Origin of the sequence: Pontibacter locisalis (genome assembly GCF_042684605.1) — a bacterium.
GTDB classification, from domain to species: Bacteria; Bacteroidota; Bacteroidia; order Cytophagales; family Hymenobacteraceae; genus Pontibacter; species Pontibacter locisalis.
On sequence record NZ_JBHULU010000012.1, the window covers coordinates 225,830 to 240,316 of the forward strand.

18 protein-coding genes are annotated in these 14,487 nt (G+C 44.5%); 3 read left to right on the forward strand and 15 right to left on the reverse strand.

Annotated features, from left to right (window positions below; translation table 11 throughout):
* Nucleotides 1-52: 52 nt before the first annotated feature.
* The 4 genes from ACFSRY_RS09040 to ACFSRY_RS09055 form a co-directional block, all read right to left on the reverse strand.
* Nucleotides 53-529, reverse strand: a complete 477-nt coding sequence (locus ACFSRY_RS09040; RefSeq protein ID WP_377505715.1) for a DinB family protein — start codon at nucleotides 527-529, stop codon at nucleotides 53-55.
* 5 nt (nucleotides 530-534) lie between these two features.
* The gene (locus tag ACFSRY_RS09045; protein ID WP_377505718.1) at nucleotides 535-927 is read right to left on the reverse strand and encodes a DUF6970 domain-containing protein; all 393 of its coding nucleotides are present in this window, start codon (nucleotides 925-927) and stop codon (nucleotides 535-537) included.
* Between the two features lie 108 nt (nucleotides 928-1,035).
* Nucleotides 1,036-1,419, reverse strand: a complete 384-nt coding sequence (locus ACFSRY_RS09050; RefSeq protein ID WP_377505721.1) for a diacylglycerol kinase — start codon at nucleotides 1,417-1,419, stop codon at nucleotides 1,036-1,038.
* 44 nt (nucleotides 1,420-1,463) lie between these two features.
* Nucleotides 1,464-3,002 carry a hypothetical protein gene (locus ACFSRY_RS09055; RefSeq protein ID WP_377505725.1) on the reverse strand — a complete coding sequence of 513 codons (1,539 nt, stop codon included), beginning with the start codon at nucleotides 3,000-3,002 and terminating at the stop codon, nucleotides 1,464-1,466.
* Between the two features lie 224 nt (nucleotides 3,003-3,226).
* On the opposite strand from ACFSRY_RS09055, the gene ACFSRY_RS09060 reads away from it, so the two are divergent.
* Together ACFSRY_RS09060 and ACFSRY_RS09065 are read left to right on the forward strand one after the other, a co-directional pair.
* Nucleotides 3,227-3,955: a hypothetical protein gene (locus tag ACFSRY_RS09060; protein WP_377505728.1), complete on the forward strand. Its 729-nt coding sequence runs from the start codon at nucleotides 3,227-3,229 to the stop codon at nucleotides 3,953-3,955.
* 35 nt (nucleotides 3,956-3,990) lie between these two features.
* Complete coding sequence (locus tag ACFSRY_RS09065; RefSeq protein ID WP_377505731.1) at nucleotides 3,991-4,584, forward strand: hypothetical protein; 594 nt, start codon at nucleotides 3,991-3,993, stop codon at nucleotides 4,582-4,584.
* 149 nt (nucleotides 4,585-4,733) lie between these two features.
* Here the strand turns inward: ACFSRY_RS09065 and ACFSRY_RS09070 are convergent, their stop codons facing one another.
* From ACFSRY_RS09070 to ACFSRY_RS09100, 7 genes are all read right to left on the reverse strand, one after another.
* The gene (locus ACFSRY_RS09070) at nucleotides 4,734-5,057 is read right to left on the reverse strand and encodes a peptide-methionine (R)-S-oxide reductase (RefSeq protein WP_377506199.1); all 324 of its coding nucleotides are present in this window, start codon (nucleotides 5,055-5,057) and stop codon (nucleotides 4,734-4,736) included.
* Between the two features lie 39 nt (nucleotides 5,058-5,096).
* The gene (locus tag ACFSRY_RS09075) at nucleotides 5,097-5,498 is read right to left on the reverse strand and encodes a methionine-R-sulfoxide reductase (RefSeq protein ID WP_377505734.1); all 402 of its coding nucleotides are present in this window, start codon (nucleotides 5,496-5,498) and stop codon (nucleotides 5,097-5,099) included.
* Nucleotides 5,499-5,570: 72 nt separating this feature from the next.
* The gene (rlmF, locus tag ACFSRY_RS09080; protein WP_377505737.1) at nucleotides 5,571-6,545 is read right to left on the reverse strand and encodes a 23S rRNA (adenine(1618)-N(6))-methyltransferase RlmF; all 975 of its coding nucleotides are present in this window, start codon (nucleotides 6,543-6,545) and stop codon (nucleotides 5,571-5,573) included.
* Nucleotides 6,546-6,700: 155 nt separating this feature from the next.
* Nucleotides 6,701-7,477: an SDR family NAD(P)-dependent oxidoreductase gene (locus tag ACFSRY_RS09085; RefSeq protein ID WP_377505740.1), complete on the reverse strand. Its 777-nt coding sequence runs from the start codon at nucleotides 7,475-7,477 to the stop codon at nucleotides 6,701-6,703.
* 101 nt (nucleotides 7,478-7,578) lie between these two features.
* Nucleotides 7,579-8,061: a DUF1905 domain-containing protein gene (locus ACFSRY_RS09090; RefSeq protein WP_377505743.1), complete on the reverse strand. Its 483-nt coding sequence runs from the start codon at nucleotides 8,059-8,061 to the stop codon at nucleotides 7,579-7,581.
* Between the two features lie 94 nt (nucleotides 8,062-8,155).
* Complete coding sequence (locus tag ACFSRY_RS09095; RefSeq protein WP_377505746.1) at nucleotides 8,156-8,836, reverse strand: hypothetical protein; 681 nt, start codon at nucleotides 8,834-8,836, stop codon at nucleotides 8,156-8,158.
* 13 nt (nucleotides 8,837-8,849) lie between these two features.
* Nucleotides 8,850-9,668 carry an AraC family transcriptional regulator gene (locus ACFSRY_RS09100; protein ID WP_377505749.1) on the reverse strand — a complete coding sequence of 273 codons (819 nt, stop codon included), beginning with the start codon at nucleotides 9,666-9,668 and terminating at the stop codon, nucleotides 8,850-8,852.
* A gap of 123 nt (nucleotides 9,669-9,791) precedes the next feature.
* Here ACFSRY_RS09100 and ACFSRY_RS09105 point away from each other — a divergent pair, with 123 nt between their 5' ends.
* Nucleotides 9,792-10,532 (forward strand): SDR family oxidoreductase, encoded by a 741-nt coding sequence (locus tag ACFSRY_RS09105; RefSeq protein ID WP_377505752.1) that lies wholly within the window; start codon nucleotides 9,792-9,794, stop codon nucleotides 10,530-10,532.
* Between the two features lie 255 nt (nucleotides 10,533-10,787).
* Here ACFSRY_RS09105 and ACFSRY_RS09110 read toward each other — a convergent pair whose 3' ends face one another.
* From ACFSRY_RS09110 to ACFSRY_RS09125, 4 genes are all read right to left on the reverse strand, one after another.
* On the reverse strand, nucleotides 10,788-11,291 hold the full coding sequence (locus tag ACFSRY_RS09110; RefSeq protein WP_377505755.1) for a YkgJ family cysteine cluster protein: 504 nt from the start codon (nucleotides 11,289-11,291) through the stop codon (nucleotides 10,788-10,790).
* A gap of 256 nt (nucleotides 11,292-11,547) precedes the next feature.
* Nucleotides 11,548-12,117, reverse strand: a complete 570-nt coding sequence (locus tag ACFSRY_RS09115) for a hypothetical protein (RefSeq protein WP_377505758.1) — start codon at nucleotides 12,115-12,117, stop codon at nucleotides 11,548-11,550.
* 119 nt (nucleotides 12,118-12,236) lie between these two features.
* Nucleotides 12,237-13,634: a class II fumarate hydratase gene (gene fumC, locus ACFSRY_RS09120; protein ID WP_377505761.1), complete on the reverse strand. Its 1,398-nt coding sequence runs from the start codon at nucleotides 13,632-13,634 to the stop codon at nucleotides 12,237-12,239.
* A gap of 119 nt (nucleotides 13,635-13,753) precedes the next feature.
* Nucleotides 13,754-14,470, reverse strand: coding sequence for a hypothetical protein (locus ACFSRY_RS09125; RefSeq protein ID WP_377505764.1), 717 nt, complete (start codon nucleotides 14,468-14,470; stop codon nucleotides 13,754-13,756).
* Between the last annotated feature and the right edge of the window lie 17 nt (nucleotides 14,471-14,487).

A 14,487-nucleotide genomic window follows, 5' to 3' on the forward strand; every position in this document is an offset into this window, starting at 1 on the left:
CACAAAAGGCTACCTGAACAAGGTAGCCTTTTGTGTTAATAGTGCTACAGAGTTAGTATACCTGGCCCATTAGCTCACGCACGTACGTTACGTAATCAGTGTTAGGCGGTGTATGTCCGTTTTTGCGCAAATCTGTTGCAACCTGAGCACGGTGATAGGTAGCGTGGTTAAAAGCATGCGTTAGGATGTCCAATACGCGGGTGCTGTACTTGTTGCCCTGGCTGTTTGTATAATTAATAAGGCGGTTAAATTCTTTCTCATCTGATTTATCCACTAATTCGGCAATCTTATAAGAAGCATACTGATGTAGCTTCTTTAGCTCTTCTAGGGAATGCTCCTGCCACACTTTTACCGAACTTTCTGTACCAGTTATACGGGCAATCCATATTGCCTGAGCGTTAAGGGCATGGCTCTGCAGGCGTAAAGCATTTGCAGGTACCTCAGGCAAGTTGCTGAACACATCCAGCATAGTTTGATTAGCCCAGATATTGTATTGTGACAGATTTTTTAATACGTCGTTTCCAGTCATTTTAATTAGCGTTCTCGTTTATCTTCCCAAATTAAAGTCTCATTTTGGCGCTTTTCAAAGAAATCGGGACAGCGGCCATCTCCCCTGCCAGTTATACCACCGTCCGGCTCGCATAAGATGTTGCCATGCTTGTCATAAAGTTTGGATGGAACATCACAGCATCGGCCTGTCAGGTAGTACACCTCCTGACCTTTGTAAGTATAACGGTGAATTTTAGCCGGTGGATTAGCAGGCTTTTGCTCCTCCAGCTCCAGGATCAGCTTTTTAAGCCATGGGGCAGACTGATCACTTGCTGTGGCTGCTTCTGGTAGTTGCGGCAATATCCCCGGCTTGCACGCACTTACAGCGTATATGATCCATATGCAAACAGGCCAGACCAATAGCTTTGCTTTACCCATTCAATTACTTTTAAAAGCGAGGCGCAAAGGTAAGTATTTTTGGATGAATTGCAGGAAGCTGCACAGATTGTAATAATAAGGCTCAGCTACTTTAGCTGTGGAAGTTACCTATTGAAAGTATAGATCGACAAAGAGCAGCAGGTATGGCAGAAAAACAATAGTGCCAACCACTGCAGCTGTTACGGCTGCAATTAGTACGGCACCGGCAGCCAGATCCTTCACTTTTCCAGCTAGCGGATTAAACTCCGGGGATACCAGATTGGTGAGGGCCTCTAAGGAGGTGTTGAAGATTTCTGCTGTGATAACTAATCCGATACTACCTGCTAAGAGGCACCATTCCACCTTTGTAACGCCAAAAGCAAAGCCGGCAACAACTACTACAAGTGCTGATAAAACATGCAGCCGCATGTGCGGCTCTGATCTAACAGCAGCGTTAATGCCTTTTAAAGCAAATAGGAAGCTATTGTAGCGTTTCTTAAAGTATGTTCTCAAGGTTTGCGAAGTCTATGATCAGAGAATGCAAGTTGCTTAAAATTTTATTCATTTTTCAGGCTGTTCTCCCAGGCACTGTTAGCCAGTTCCAATAAGACAGTATAGTAAGGGCGGCGCAGCATTTTAGCCTTCAGCCAAGCATAGAAGCTCATTTCCTGTATGTCGGTACCCTCAAATGTCGTAAACTCGAGGGTTCCTTCTACGTGTTGCATAAATCCTGATGTTTCAATAGCCTCCGGCTGATCAAGCATGTACTTAATTAGCTGCAGGTAGCGCTTTACATTTTGATAACCCGGCTCTTTTAGCAAACTTCCGAAAGTGCGCTCAAAAGAGCGGATTTTATTCAGAACCAGGTCTTCATTCCCCAGTTCATACTGCAGGATAAGTTCGCCTAGGTTTTTCTTTAGCACCCATTCCCTACCCATCTTCCCTTCGCACCATTTATCCGATCGTTTTATATTTAAGAGTACCCGGTTCGCCTTTACATAAGCACCCTGTACAAAGTAGTTAAAGCTAAGGCCCATTTGGGCTGTTAACTGGTCTTTGGTGCTTAATGTTAACTTACTTTTATAAAGCAGGTTCTCCATTAGCTCAATGGCTTCTTCGTTCCGGCGCAGGAATACTAGGTTGGCTACCATCAGAAAGGTATAGCGAGGGTAAAAGATTATGTTGTGGCTCTTACCTTCACCGTCTATACCTTGTTTGAGCAAGCCGAGGTAATGCATGGATTTACTGAACTTCTTATTGCGGTAGAGTACGTGTGCGATCATGTACAGCAAACTAAGCTTGTAATTCTGATGTGCTTTTCTGAAACCGTAACGCTGTTCTGCTTCATGGTATTGGTTGATGATGTAAGGCTCAAATGAAAGGAAATCTTTGCGTGCAAGTATGGCACTGCGGGTAATAGACATCAGTTTGTATAGCAGGGAAGGCCGTTTACTTACTGCTTCAGACAGATCATAAGAACGAAGAACATCCTGAATGATTTTATCGAAGTTTAAGTCGCTGCCCTGCCGGCGCACAGCGTGTAGCCGCTGATTAATAATGCTGTTCGCAATATTTGCTCTTTCATCTTCATCAGCTATCTTTTTGTTCTCATTTCGCTTTTCAATGATGAGGTCTAAAGAGTCAGCGAACTCACTGTCGGCTTTCTCTATCTGAAGGTTATAAACCGCATTCAGTAGATCGTATTGCTCATTAGCCAAAGCTAACTTCTCTGCCTTTCGTAGGTGAGTCCAGGCCAATTTATCTACCCGTGCATCAAAGAGGTAACTTGCCAGGGAAAGCATTCCCATTATGGAAGAAGCCGCCGTTATATCTTCCTGCAATCGTTTGAGCAGAATAAAATCTGTAAGGTGGCGCAGAAGGCGCTTACGAAGCGCATAGTAAGCTACAGGGTTAGGAGCATTGGGGTACAGCCGACTGATAAGCTGATCTGATGTGTACATCTGAGAATGTTGTAACAACTGGAATAGCTCCAAATCTTTCCGTTGTTTCTTCTTTTTTTGCCGCTTTATGAATACAGCCAATTCACGTTTATCATCCTCTGAAAACGTATCGAGTGTTTGTTTCAGATCATCCATTATTCACCTCTCAATTTTTACAGTTTTTTATACTTTCAATTAAGGTATGGAATGTTTTAAAAAGTCTAATAATAATTATGCAAATAATTTGTAGTCAGGCACATGTGTGTTAAACAAAGAGGTTTGTAAAGTCCCTAAATTATAAAAGTTTGCTTTCAGGGCCATAGCTTCTGGTTTACTTTTACTTCAAAAAATGCAACAGTAACCTCTAACCAATTACTACAATGAAAAAACTAGTTCTATCATTTTTGTTCTTTTTGGCAGCCTTTGCAGGACAGGCCCAGGATCTATTGATCAAACGTAACGGCGAAGAAGTGCAGGTAAAGGTTCAGGAAATAACTCTTGAAGAAGTTAAATACAAGCGTTTTGATAACCTGGAAGGGCCTGTTATCTCTATAGCAAAATCAGATGTTTTCATGATCAAGTATGAGAACGGCACAAAAGAGCTTTTTAAAGAGGCAGTTAAACCTGCTGCTGTTCCGCAATATACAGAAAGACAGGGGGGCGCTGCTTATGAGCAGGCGAGCCTGAAATTATCCGGACCACGCATTGGCTTTACTATTCTTAGTCAAAAGTACAGTGACAACATAAGAGACGAGTTTGATACTGATGTCAACGCTTTTATGACCCAGTTTGGATGGCAGTTTGAAACGCGTGTGTTTACACTTGAAAATGGAGTGTCAGGCCTTTTTGAGTTTGTGCCTCTAATTGGTGGTTTGGAGCAGGGCAAGTTCCTTCCAAGTCTGAGTGCACTGATTGGTATAAGAGGGGCCAAAGGATTTGAATTTGGTGTGGGGCCTAATGTATCGTTGGCCGGAGCTGGAGTTGTTCTGGCAGTGGGTACAAACTTCCAGAGCCAGGGGGTTAATTTTCCTGTGAATTTTGCGGTGGCACCTTCTAAAGATGGAGCCCGGTTCAGCGTGTTGTTTGGCTTTAACTCCCGTAAATACTAGGAACTGGTTTTCTCACATCTATAATTTTATGTTCCATGAAAAAATATTTATTGCTAGCTCTACTTGTGCTATTGCTGCAGAATGCGTTTGCACAGGATGTAATTATTAAGCTCACCGGTGAAGAGCTTGTTGCCCGCGTGAAGGAGATTACACTTCAGGATATCGTGTTCCAGCATCCCGATTCTGTGCAAGGTATAATGCACCGGATTGCCAAAGCAGATGTGTTCATGGTGAGATTTGCGAATGGAACAAAGGAGGTTTTCACTCAAAACCTCCCGGAAAACCAGTTAACCTCAGCAGAAGCCACTAACACTGCAGATATGTATTTACTGGGCAGAGAGGATGCCATCAGGTATTACAAAGGGAATGGAGCAATGTGGGGCTCGGCAGCATGTGCTTTAGTCTTTCCATATGGTTTGGCAGGATCTGCAATTATAGGTTTTACCCGACCAAAAGCACATAATCACATGGTTTCTGATGTTCGTTACCTTTCAGACCCTCATTATATTAAGGGATATGAAGAGCAGGCGCGGAGAAAGAAAATCGGGAAAGCTGCTGCTGGGGCAGGTATTGGTACTGCTACGATTTTTGTAGCAGCTTTCGCCATTGTTTTAGGTACTTGGCAATAAGGCATCTAAGAAAAAATAAGAACTGAAGTTAGTTTTAATAAGGCGGATTTTTTTGCAGGCCATGATTATGAAGCAAATATGAGTCTGAACTCGCTTGCTCCCTCCTTCTTTAGCAGGCTTTATCACCTCAGAAAAGAGTAACTGCTTCGTTATTCTCTGAAATAATCGGGGTCCAGCTTTATAGAGGCTGCATTGATGCAATAGCGTACATTTGTTGGTGTTCTGGAATCCTGAAACAGGTGCCCGAGATGTTGGCCACACCTGTTACAAAGCAATTGAACCCGATGGCGGCCATAGGTGTCGAGTGATTTATGTTTTACGCTCTCTCCTGCCTGGTCCCAGAAGCTTGGGAAGCCGGAGCCAACGTCAAACTTTCTACTGGCCTCAAATAAAACAGCTCCACAGGATGAGCAAGTGTAAACACCATGCTCATCCTGTCGTTGCCTTGAATCAATATTTTGATTTCGAACCAGGTTATCTGATGCTGTAGGTTGAAGGAATGTAAGCTTAACTTATAGGTCCTTCTCCAGGTCTTCTACCGGCACAAATTTCATGGATAGTGAATTTACGCAGTGGCGAATGTTCTTTGGCGTAAGGTATTCGCCCTCAAACACGTGACCCAGGTGCGCACCGCAGTTAGCGCAGACAATCTCAGTGCGGCGGCCATCAGCATCTGGAACGCGTTTTACGGCTCCGGTTATTTCATCATCAAAGCTTGGCCAGCCGCAATGGGATTCAAATTTATATTCTGAAGTATAAAGAGGGTTATTGCAGCGCTTGCACAGGTAAACACCTTCTGCCTTGTTATGCTCATACTCCCCCGTTCCAGGATATTCTGTACCCTTGTCTACTATTATGCGGGCTTCCTCTGGTGTTAGTTTATTATATTCGGATGGGTCTTTTGCTACTTTCATAGTACTCTGTTTTTGCTCAGTATACGTTTAGTTTTAAGAACAGAGAAAAAGGCAAAAGGGTTTTGGTGCTGATTATGACCTCTTATTCCATTTTGCCTCTACCCACTTCTTTTGCTGCTCCTGGGTAAGGAACGTCCAGGCGACGATACGGCTTACTTTATTCCCCTGGCTCATGGCAATAGTTTTAACCTCAAAAGCTTTAACATCTTTCAGAGCCTGAAGTACAGGTTTTAAATTGGCTTGCTTCGAAAGCAGAGTAGTAAACCAAAAACAGGATGTGGAGAATTGTTTGCTCTGATAAACCATGTCTTTCACAAACCTTTGCTCACCTCCCTCGCACCACAATTCCGCATTCTGACCACCAAAATTCAAAGTAGGTTTAGTAATTTTCTTTTGCTGTAAGTTACTCAGTTTTCGAAGGGTTCCGGCTTGAGCTTCTGCTAAAGAGGCATGGAATGGAGGGTTACAAAGGGTAAGGTCAATTCGTTCATCCTCTTTTATGATTCCCTGGAAAATGTCTCTGGGATTCTTTTGTAGTCGTAGTTCCACGCTGCCTTTTAAAGTAGGATTAGATTCGACAATCTTTTTAGCTGACTCAATGGAAACAGGGTCTATGTCGGCGCCTATGAATGACCAACCGTATTCTTTGTTTCCGATGATTGGATAAACGCAGCTTGCACCCACACCAACATCAAGGCACTTTACTTTCTGACCTTTCGGAATTCTACCCTGATTAGCAGCTCCCAGCAGATCTGCTGCATGATGTATATAATCTGCCCGTCCGGGAATAGGCGGGGTTAGGTAGTTCTGAGGGATATCCCAACCCTTTATTCCATAAAAATGTACAAGCAACGCTTTATTAAGCATTTTTACTGCCTGCGGATCAAAGAAATCGATGGACTCATTACTGTAAGCATTCAGCTTTACAAAAGGTCTTAGCTCCGGGCAACTCTTTATAAGCTGTTTAAAATCATAACGGTCACGGTGCCTGTTTCGGAGATGTAAACCAGCTTTTTCTTTGGGATGTATTTTCTTTTTTTGAGGCATAGAGGTTAAAAGCCAGGAATTAGTGCTGCGTAACTCTGGCCGACTTTGAGTTGGAATAGTAAGATGCCCTCATTCAAATGCTACTAATTGAGTATGGCAAAGCTACGCAGACAAAGGCGAATAACAGGTACATATTCTAGGGTTCTGCTCCTGTCTTATGCCCCCTGCCCTACATTCTGTGAAAGTCCGCCATCCATGAAATAAGTAGACCCTGTAACATAATCAGCATCTGACGAGGCTAAGAAGAGGGCAACCTTTGCTATTTCCTCTGGTTTGCCTGCTCTTTTCATTGGTATGTGCTGCTCACTCTTCTCACGAGCTTTCTTGTCGTCCACAGCCTCCTGATTCATGGGGGTGAGAATCATTCCGGGAGCAACGTTATTAACTGTGATGTCATCTTCGGCCAGTTCCAGTGCAAGAGTACGGGCTAAATTCCGAACACCTGCCTTCGAGGCGCAATAATCTGCTGTGCCAGCCGAAACAATCTCTTCGTGTACAGAGGAGACATTGATGATCTTGCCTTTGCCGCCTTCTTTCTGGCGATGCCGGATAAAAGCACGTGAGCAAAAGAAGGTACCATAGAGATTTGTGCGAATTGTTCTGTCAAAAACTTCTGTGTCCATGTCGGCCACCTTTATTCCTGAACCGTTTACAGCAGCGTTATTTACTAATATGTCTATAGTGCCAAATTTCTTCAGCGCCTGCTCAAACAGCTTTTCCACGCTTTGCTCCTCACTGATATCTACCTGCAGTACGATGCTTTTTCTGTTCTGCTTTTCTACCTGCTTTCGCGTCTCTTCTGCCCCATCCTTATCAGAGTGGTAGCAGACAATAACATCTGCGCCTTCCTTTGCAAATTCAATGGCAGTAGCCTGTCCTATTCCTGAGTCTGAGCCTGTAATTAAGGCTACCTTTCCTTTTAGTTTGTCCATAGCAGTAGTGGTTTTGGATGTGTTTGCCTCCAGCTGTTTTTTTGCTAAAAGCTTTATGTACATACTGCCTGTATTACCTGATGGTTTGAGATTAGTGGTTATTACTTTTCGTGCAGTTTCTGATTACTGAGGAGCTTGTTTATACTTTGAACGATCCGCTCTACTTTGGTCTCATCGGTTTTGGCGGAGTAAATCCAATCTACAAAGGCTTTCTGTTCGCCGTCGGTGCAGCTCTGGAAGTTTTTGTATGCAGCGGGTTCGTCCTGCAGGCACAGGAGCAACTCTTCCGGTACCTCCTGCGGGGTGTTATCAGCGTAAAGTATAACCTGCACCCAATCGCCGGCCTGCTTCTTTATCTTCTTTCGGATCTCTGCCCTTACCGGTAAAAACAGTTGTCCATTCCCCATTGGCATCAGGTGGTAGCCTTTTAGCTCATAGCCATCTATACTTCCCTTCACCCTTACCCAACCAAAGTGTGCATGCTTGTCGGGTGAAATCTCGGGAATAGCAGCATAAGTCCAGCCACCTTTGCCGGGAAATTTCTCGAGTAAGTAAGATTTATTTACCAGCGGCTGCTCTTCCATACTGTAACTTTATGCTTTGCGATAACTGTAGTCAAGTTACAAAAAAAGCAGCTCCTGCTGAAGCTGCTTTTTCCACTAATTTCCTTCTGAGCTATCAACCATTGCTGGTAACCAACTTACCCGCTAATCTCTCTTCCGGCTCCTCCTCTTGGCTATAGTTTCTGTAAACTGAATAGGCCATCCAGAAATAGGCTGCTCCCCATAGTAAATTGGTAAAGAACTGTAACAGCACCCCTGGCAGCGGTATAAGGGCAAACCCAAGAAAGGCCAGCCACCCCGACCATTTAGGCAACACGCCACTTCTCCAGACAGCCACAGCCATTAATGCTAGGCCGGCTAAGGTAGTAAATAGAGAAGCTCCCATAAATGCGGCTAATGCGCCGTCCATAGTTGCGAAACGTACTGCTTCTGTATTTCCTGCCAGTATCATTTCCCCTACAGCCGGGAACAGGAAAATAACCAGGGCAAAAACGCCTAATCCTAAAATGTGATGCGTTAGGGTGAACAGCAGTCCATAAAAAGCCAGGCGTTCTGCTTTTGTTTTTTGCAGGTACAGGTATAAACCTACCGTACCTATCATCTCCATCAACACACCCACCAGCCCTCTGGCTGCCCAGATAGAATAGTTGGAAGATGTAACAAGTTCAGCAAATGCCTGCGGGCGCTGTGCCGCCTCAAACAATACGTTTTCCTGCGGAATTAACAGGTCACCGAAGGCAAAGACAAGCCCTGCCAGCCCGAGGGTGCTCAGGCAGCTTACAATTCTCTTTTTCATAGTTTTATTTTGTTTAGTTAACCGGGATAAACCACTCTATAAATAAATTATCAGCCGTGTCTAAGGTGGGCAGCGTCTGGAACTGGAAATAGGAAATGCCATGGGTATGCTCTAGTTGCGCCTCGTGTAACAAGTGGCTGTTAACGATTACACCGATGTTGGAATATTCGGAAACTGGGCAACAGAACTTATACCTGGCAAACTTTCCGCCGGGGAGTGTCGTGATAAAATGCTTGTTGACGTTCAGTTTCGTGTCTTTCTTACAAACGATGGCAGCATCATAACGGCAGGCACTCGACAGGTTTACATTCTGGCAATCGTGTAGCACCCCTACATAAGTGAAATCATCTGGCGTTAAACCTTCGCTCTGGATAAAGCTGTTTACCTTATCCCATACTTTGTAGATGTCTTTGGAGAAGTAGTTGCCGATGCAGGGGAAAACGATAGCCTGCTGCTCTGGCAGGTGCACCACTTCACATTTAAGCGACACGTACTGCGCCTGCTGCAGGTCTTTGCTGTGCACATCCTGCTGTTTCCGGAATGCCTTCGGGGTGGCGCCCATTGTGCTTTTAAAAGCTCTGCTAAAAGCACTGTCGTTCTCATACCCAACCAGCAAACCTATTTCGGAGACAGGAAGCGTTGTCAGGCATAGCAGGTAAGCCGCAGTTTGCATCCGTTGCTTCAGTATAAAGCTGCCGATCGGCTCCTGCAGCTCATCTTTCAGCTTGCGGTGCAGGTGGTACGGAGAGTAGCCGGTTACCTTTGCCAGCTCTTCCAGCGAGATGTTCTCGTCCAGGTGGCTGTTGATGTATGCTAGAACAGAATTTAACATGGCCTTCAATTAATTAAACAAAGTTAAGCAGGCACAGGCAGATAAAATGTGCAGATCTTGCGGTTGTGTCATAACCTCCATCTCCAGCGGCAAGTATAAAAAGCTTTACGAAACTAAAAAACTATGAAGCTGAAAGACAAAGTAGCCATTGTAACCGGAGGATCGCAGGGAATCGGAAGAGCCACTGCGCTGGCATTAGCCGAAGCAGGTGCCAAAGTAGTGCTGGCCGCCCGCCACACAGACGATCTGAAGAAAGTAAAGCAGGAAATAGAAAGCAAAGGCGGTGAAGCCACTATAGCTGAAACCGATGTAACAGACCTGGAGCAGGTGGAAGCCATGGCTCAGACCGCTCTCGACAAGTATGGCACCATTGATATACTCGTGAACAGCGCCGGACTGATGCCGCTTTCCTATATGAAGAACCGCCACCTGGAAGAATGGGAGAAGATGGTAGACGTAAACCTGAAGGGTATTTTGAAAGCTGTGTATGCGGTGCTCCCGACCATGATAAAAAACAAAAGCGGGCATATAGTGAACATGGCGTCTATAGATGGACGCGTGATGTACCGCGGCGGAGCTGTGTACGGGGCTACCAAAGCTGCTATCATTGCGCTCTCTGAAGGGCTACGCATGGAGCTTTCTCCAGATTACAATATCCGCATTACGTCTGTGGAGCCCGGCACCGTAGACACTGATTTGCGAGAGTCTATTACAGACAAAGAGCTGCTAAACGACATGGATTGGGGCGATGGCGAATCGAAAATAGAACCGGAAGACATTGCAGATTCTATACTTTACGCGCTTACCTTACCAACTCGCGCTAATGTAAATGAGATTTTACTGAAGCCTGTCGGGAAGCAGTAGGGGTTGGTTTAATTACATTGCCATGCCGCAAGCTTGAGCGCAGCAGTAACTTGCGATAAAGAAAATTGTGTGTTTATAGTATATAATTCTTGCTGGCGCGAGCTTGTAGCTCGTGCCTTTTCTTTTGTAATGAAAAGGTAAGTACGAGCTATAAGCTCGCACTAGCAGGGATTTTGAAAGGAACGGTTGTTTTTAAAAAGCCATCGGTATAAGTGTTTGTACAGGAACCTTTATTCAGGCAATAATTTTTTACTACTAAAATACAGTGACACCAAATTTCTTTGACAGCAGATCATCAAGTTGCTTAATATCTGTTATCAGATCTTCGAAGTCCTGTGTTGATGCTAACGCATGCTTGTTTTTCTGATGCAGGTTTTTCAACTCGGCCATTTTAAAGTAGAATGATTGGGACTGTAGCTTAATAGGTAGTAGTGCTAACTTTTCTTCGATAGCGCTCTTTCTCTGTTTAGCCACATCAACTATTTCGACAGCCGAAGTATAATCCAGTTCCTTTCGTAGGACAGACTCCAGAAGTTCACAATTGTAGCTGGCACATTGTTTCGGCCTGTCTAAGTAAATAGTGCAACCATCACAATATTTTTTGCAGGGCTGAATAAAAACCCCATCATTACTTGCTTCCTCAATATCCAGTAATTCTCTTATCGCAGGCAACTCTTCATGGCTAACCTGTACAAAGCCAATTAGGGTGCCGTCGCAACACAACCCACAAGCCAAACAAATATTTGTTGAATCAATCATATTTACTGAATTTAAGCACTTCTTTTATGTGCTGTTTGAAGGTAGCTTAAACTACAGCTAGTAATTGTATAAACGAGCCACGACTACTTTTAGTCGTTTTGTTGGCGCGAGCTTGCAACTCGTGCTAAATTTTTGTGATGAAAAGAGTACGAGCTGCAAGCTCGCACTAGCGGGGGAGTATTGCTGCAGAAAGCGCAGGTTAGAAACTGGTTAGAAAGCATAACAACAAATTAGGCTGTTGCTGAACTTGCGGCAGTTAGAGATGCTTTAAGATTCTCTTGTTTATGATACTATCAATCTCATTCACAACTTTTAATATCCAACACGGTAATCTATCACATTCAAGAAGAACATTTAACCATAGCCTGTTTCCTTCTACTGCACAATCAAGCTCATGGAGCAAGTTTTTTATCTTCTTAGGATACTTTCCTCCGTCTTCATACTTTCCTTTGTAGTGTACAACTTCATTTCTTATAAAAATTATCATTTCAAAGGACTGAAAAGGTTCTTTGGAGCTATCCCAAGAGTTCTCTTTTAGAAGCGTGCATAACAGATTAAATTTCTCAATTATAGATATCTTTCTCTGTACATCTATAATTACTTTGATTGAAGAATGAAGCTCTGTACTTGGGTCTATTTCGAAAGCAGCAATTAGTTCATTGATTTTAGCCTCAATGTAAGTAGTAGCATATAGAATAGCTGTTAAATTCTTCTGATGTAAAGACAAGAAATCTTTAACTTCTGTAGGATTGGTTATTGATCTTGCAATACGCTCCAAACCAACTATAAATTGGCTGCTTAAGTTGTATCTCTGCTTTGTTCCCATTAAAGGCTATTTACTTTAAAAGTACTAAAGAACTTTAAATTTTTGGATTGATTAACAACAAATAAAGGAAAAGCAGCCCCTTCCGGAGCTGCTTTTCCTTTATCCTAAAACTATAGTTCTTACTTCTTCAAGCTGCCGATCATATCTTCCGGCTTCACCCACTCGTCGTACTGCTCGTTGGTTAGCAAGTCAAGGGCGATGGCTGCCTGGCGAAGGGTTGTGCCTTCTTTATGCGCTTTCTTCGCGATTTTGGCTGCGTTGTCGTAACCGATGTGCGGGTTCAGGGCTGTCACCAGCATCAGCGAGTTCTCCAGGTTCTCTTTGATGCGGGCCGTGTTTGGCTCGATACCTACCGCGCAATGCTTGTCGAACGAGTCACAGGCGTCACCGATCAGCTGGGCGCTCATCAGCAGGTTGTAGATCATCACCGGCTTAAACACGTTCAGCTCGAAATGGCCGTTCATGCCACCCACCGAAATAGCCACGTCGTTACCGATCACCTGTGCGCAAACCATCGTCATAGCTTCTGCCTGCGTTGGGTTTACTTTACCTGGCATGATAGAAGAACCCGGCTCATTCTCAGGGATCAGGATCTCAGCGATACCAGAACGTGGGCCAGAAGCCAGTAAACGGATATCGTTGGCGATCTTCATCAGCGATACAGCCAGTTGCTTTAAAGCACCAGAAGTCTCAACCATGGCATCGTGTGCGGCAAGGGCTTCGAACTTGTTAGGAGCCGTACGGAACTGATGTCCGGCATACTGAGAGATTTTATCTGCTACAAGCTCAGCATAACCTGCTGGTGTATTAAGGCCTGTACCAACTGCAGAACCTCCCAAAGCAAGGTCTTTCAGGTGGTCCAGTGTGTTTTCCAGCGCCTTCATACCATACTCCAGCTGCTTCACATAGCCAGAAAGCTCCTGGCCAAGTGTAAGCGGCGTAGCGTCCATCAGGTGCGTGCGCCCGATCTTCACCACATCCATAAACTCCTCAGACTTGCTGTGCAGTGTGTCACGTAGTTTCTTAACCAACGGCAGCGTGTGCTCTACCACTTTTTTATAGGCGGCAATGTGCATCGCTGTCGGGAAGGTGTCGTTAGAAGACTGCGACTTGTTTACATCATCGTTCGGGTGGATCTTCTTTTTCTCATCCATTAGGTCGCCGCCCAGCAGTACGTGTGCACGGTTAGCCACTACCTCGTTCACGTTCATGTTAGACTGCGTGCCCGAACCTGTCTGCCATACTACCAACGGAAACTGGTCGTTCAGCTTACCTTCCAGGATCTCGTCGCATACTGTAGAAATGATCTCGGCTTTGTCCTGCGCCAAAACCCCTAGCTCAGCGTTAGCCTGCGCAGCAGATTTCTTAAGAATAGCGAAGGCTTCGATTACCTCCTGCGGCATCTGCTGGCCACCAATCGTAAAGTTTTCTTTAGAACGCTGAGTCTGAGCGCCCCAGTATTTGTCAGCAGGCACCTCAATTGGGCCCATCGTGTCTTTCTCTACGCGAACTTGCATATAGTTTTATGTTTGGTTTAAAGGATCAATTTCTGTGGTAAAATTACGAAAATATTTTTCGGGTACTTAGCCTTAGCATACATCCGGCAATGCATCACTATGAAAGAGTAATAAGTTTTTTACCGGATCACTCTTTTTCCGGAGCCTTCCGCAAGCAAAGCAATCATTTCCAGTGGCACCGGCTTAAGGTAAGCCGTATTTATATTAGTCTGGTCGTTAAAAGAGATCAGGTATTCTCCTTCAGCTCCTAAGTAATGAATGCTCTGAATGTCCTGCATCTGGTAGTCACGCTGCTCCAGCAACAGGTTTGTTATTTCAAGCTTCTCTCTATCAATGGCTACATGCCAGCGCATCCCGTACCAGGCCACTATGCCTGATATTACAAGCATCAGCATAAAAAGGATATTATACTTTCGGTTAGACCTCTCTCCTTCGACTTGTACCATATAATTCTTATAGAGCTCATAATCGTGGCTAAGCAGCGTGTTTTGTATCAAACGCAGGGGAACTGTCGCCAATGTAAGGCCCATTAACAGGCCCGGCGCAAATAAAGCTCTGAAATTTGGAGTAAGCACAAACAAGTGCTCTTTGGAGGCATGCATGATACTGGATATCATGGCCAGCACCCCTGCACTGAATACAGCCAGAACACTGGCGAAAAAGAAGTAGGCTATGGTAAGTTTCAGCTCTTGCTTCTGAATATACTTCACTTCATCAGGGGCCATGGAGCCACCCCCTTTAGCCGGAGAGATAGTTCGGAGGGTGTACCGCACAACGGGCAGAAGAACTGCCACAGCAAAAAAAGCTAAAAGTAAAATCTTGACGATCTCCAGCATAGGGATAATTAGTTTAT

Coding starts and splice junctions, on each gene's coding strand:
- ACFSRY_RS09040 (WP_377505715.1), bottom strand. CDS start 529: ATGACTGGAAACGACGTATTAAAAAATCTGTCACAATACAATATCTGG.
- ACFSRY_RS09045 (WP_377505718.1), bottom strand. CDS start 927: ATGGGTAAAGCAAAGCTATTGGTCTGGCCTGTTTGCATATGGATCATA.
- ACFSRY_RS09055 (WP_377505725.1), bottom strand. CDS start 3,002: ATGGATGATCTGAAACAAACACTCGATACGTTTTCAGAGGATGATAAA.
- ACFSRY_RS09060 (WP_377505728.1), top strand. CDS start 3,227: ATGAAAAAACTAGTTCTATCATTTTTGTTCTTTTTGGCAGCCTTTGCA.
- ACFSRY_RS09065 (WP_377505731.1), top strand. CDS start 3,991: ATGAAAAAATATTTATTGCTAGCTCTACTTGTGCTATTGCTGCAGAAT.
- ACFSRY_RS09075 (WP_377505734.1), bottom strand. CDS start 5,498: ATGAAAGTAGCAAAAGACCCATCCGAATATAATAAACTAACACCAGAG.
- rlmF (WP_377505737.1), bottom strand. CDS start 6,545: ATGCCTCAAAAAAAGAAAATACATCCCAAAGAAAAAGCTGGTTTACAT.
- ACFSRY_RS09085 (WP_377505740.1), bottom strand. CDS start 7,477: ATGGACAAACTAAAAGGAAAGGTAGCCTTAATTACAGGCTCAGACTCA.
- ACFSRY_RS09090 (WP_377505743.1), bottom strand. CDS start 8,061: ATGGAAGAGCAGCCGCTGGTAAATAAATCTTACTTACTCGAGAAATTT.
- ACFSRY_RS09095 (WP_377505746.1), bottom strand. CDS start 8,836: ATGAAAAAGAGAATTGTAAGCTGCCTGAGCACCCTCGGGCTGGCAGGG.
- ACFSRY_RS09100 (WP_377505749.1), bottom strand. CDS start 9,668: ATGTTAAATTCTGTTCTAGCATACATCAACAGCCACCTGGACGAGAAC.
- ACFSRY_RS09105 (WP_377505752.1), top strand. CDS start 9,792: ATGAAGCTGAAAGACAAAGTAGCCATTGTAACCGGAGGATCGCAGGGA.
- ACFSRY_RS09110 (WP_377505755.1), bottom strand. CDS start 11,291: ATGATTGATTCAACAAATATTTGTTTGGCTTGTGGGTTGTGTTGCGAC.
- ACFSRY_RS09115 (WP_377505758.1), bottom strand. CDS start 12,117: ATGGGAACAAAGCAGAGATACAACTTAAGCAGCCAATTTATAGTTGGT.
- fumC (WP_377505761.1), bottom strand. CDS start 13,634: ATGCAAGTTCGCGTAGAGAAAGACACGATGGGCCCAATTGAGGTGCCT.
- ACFSRY_RS09125 (WP_377505764.1), bottom strand. CDS start 14,470: ATGCTGGAGATCGTCAAGATTTTACTTTTAGCTTTTTTTGCTGTGGCA.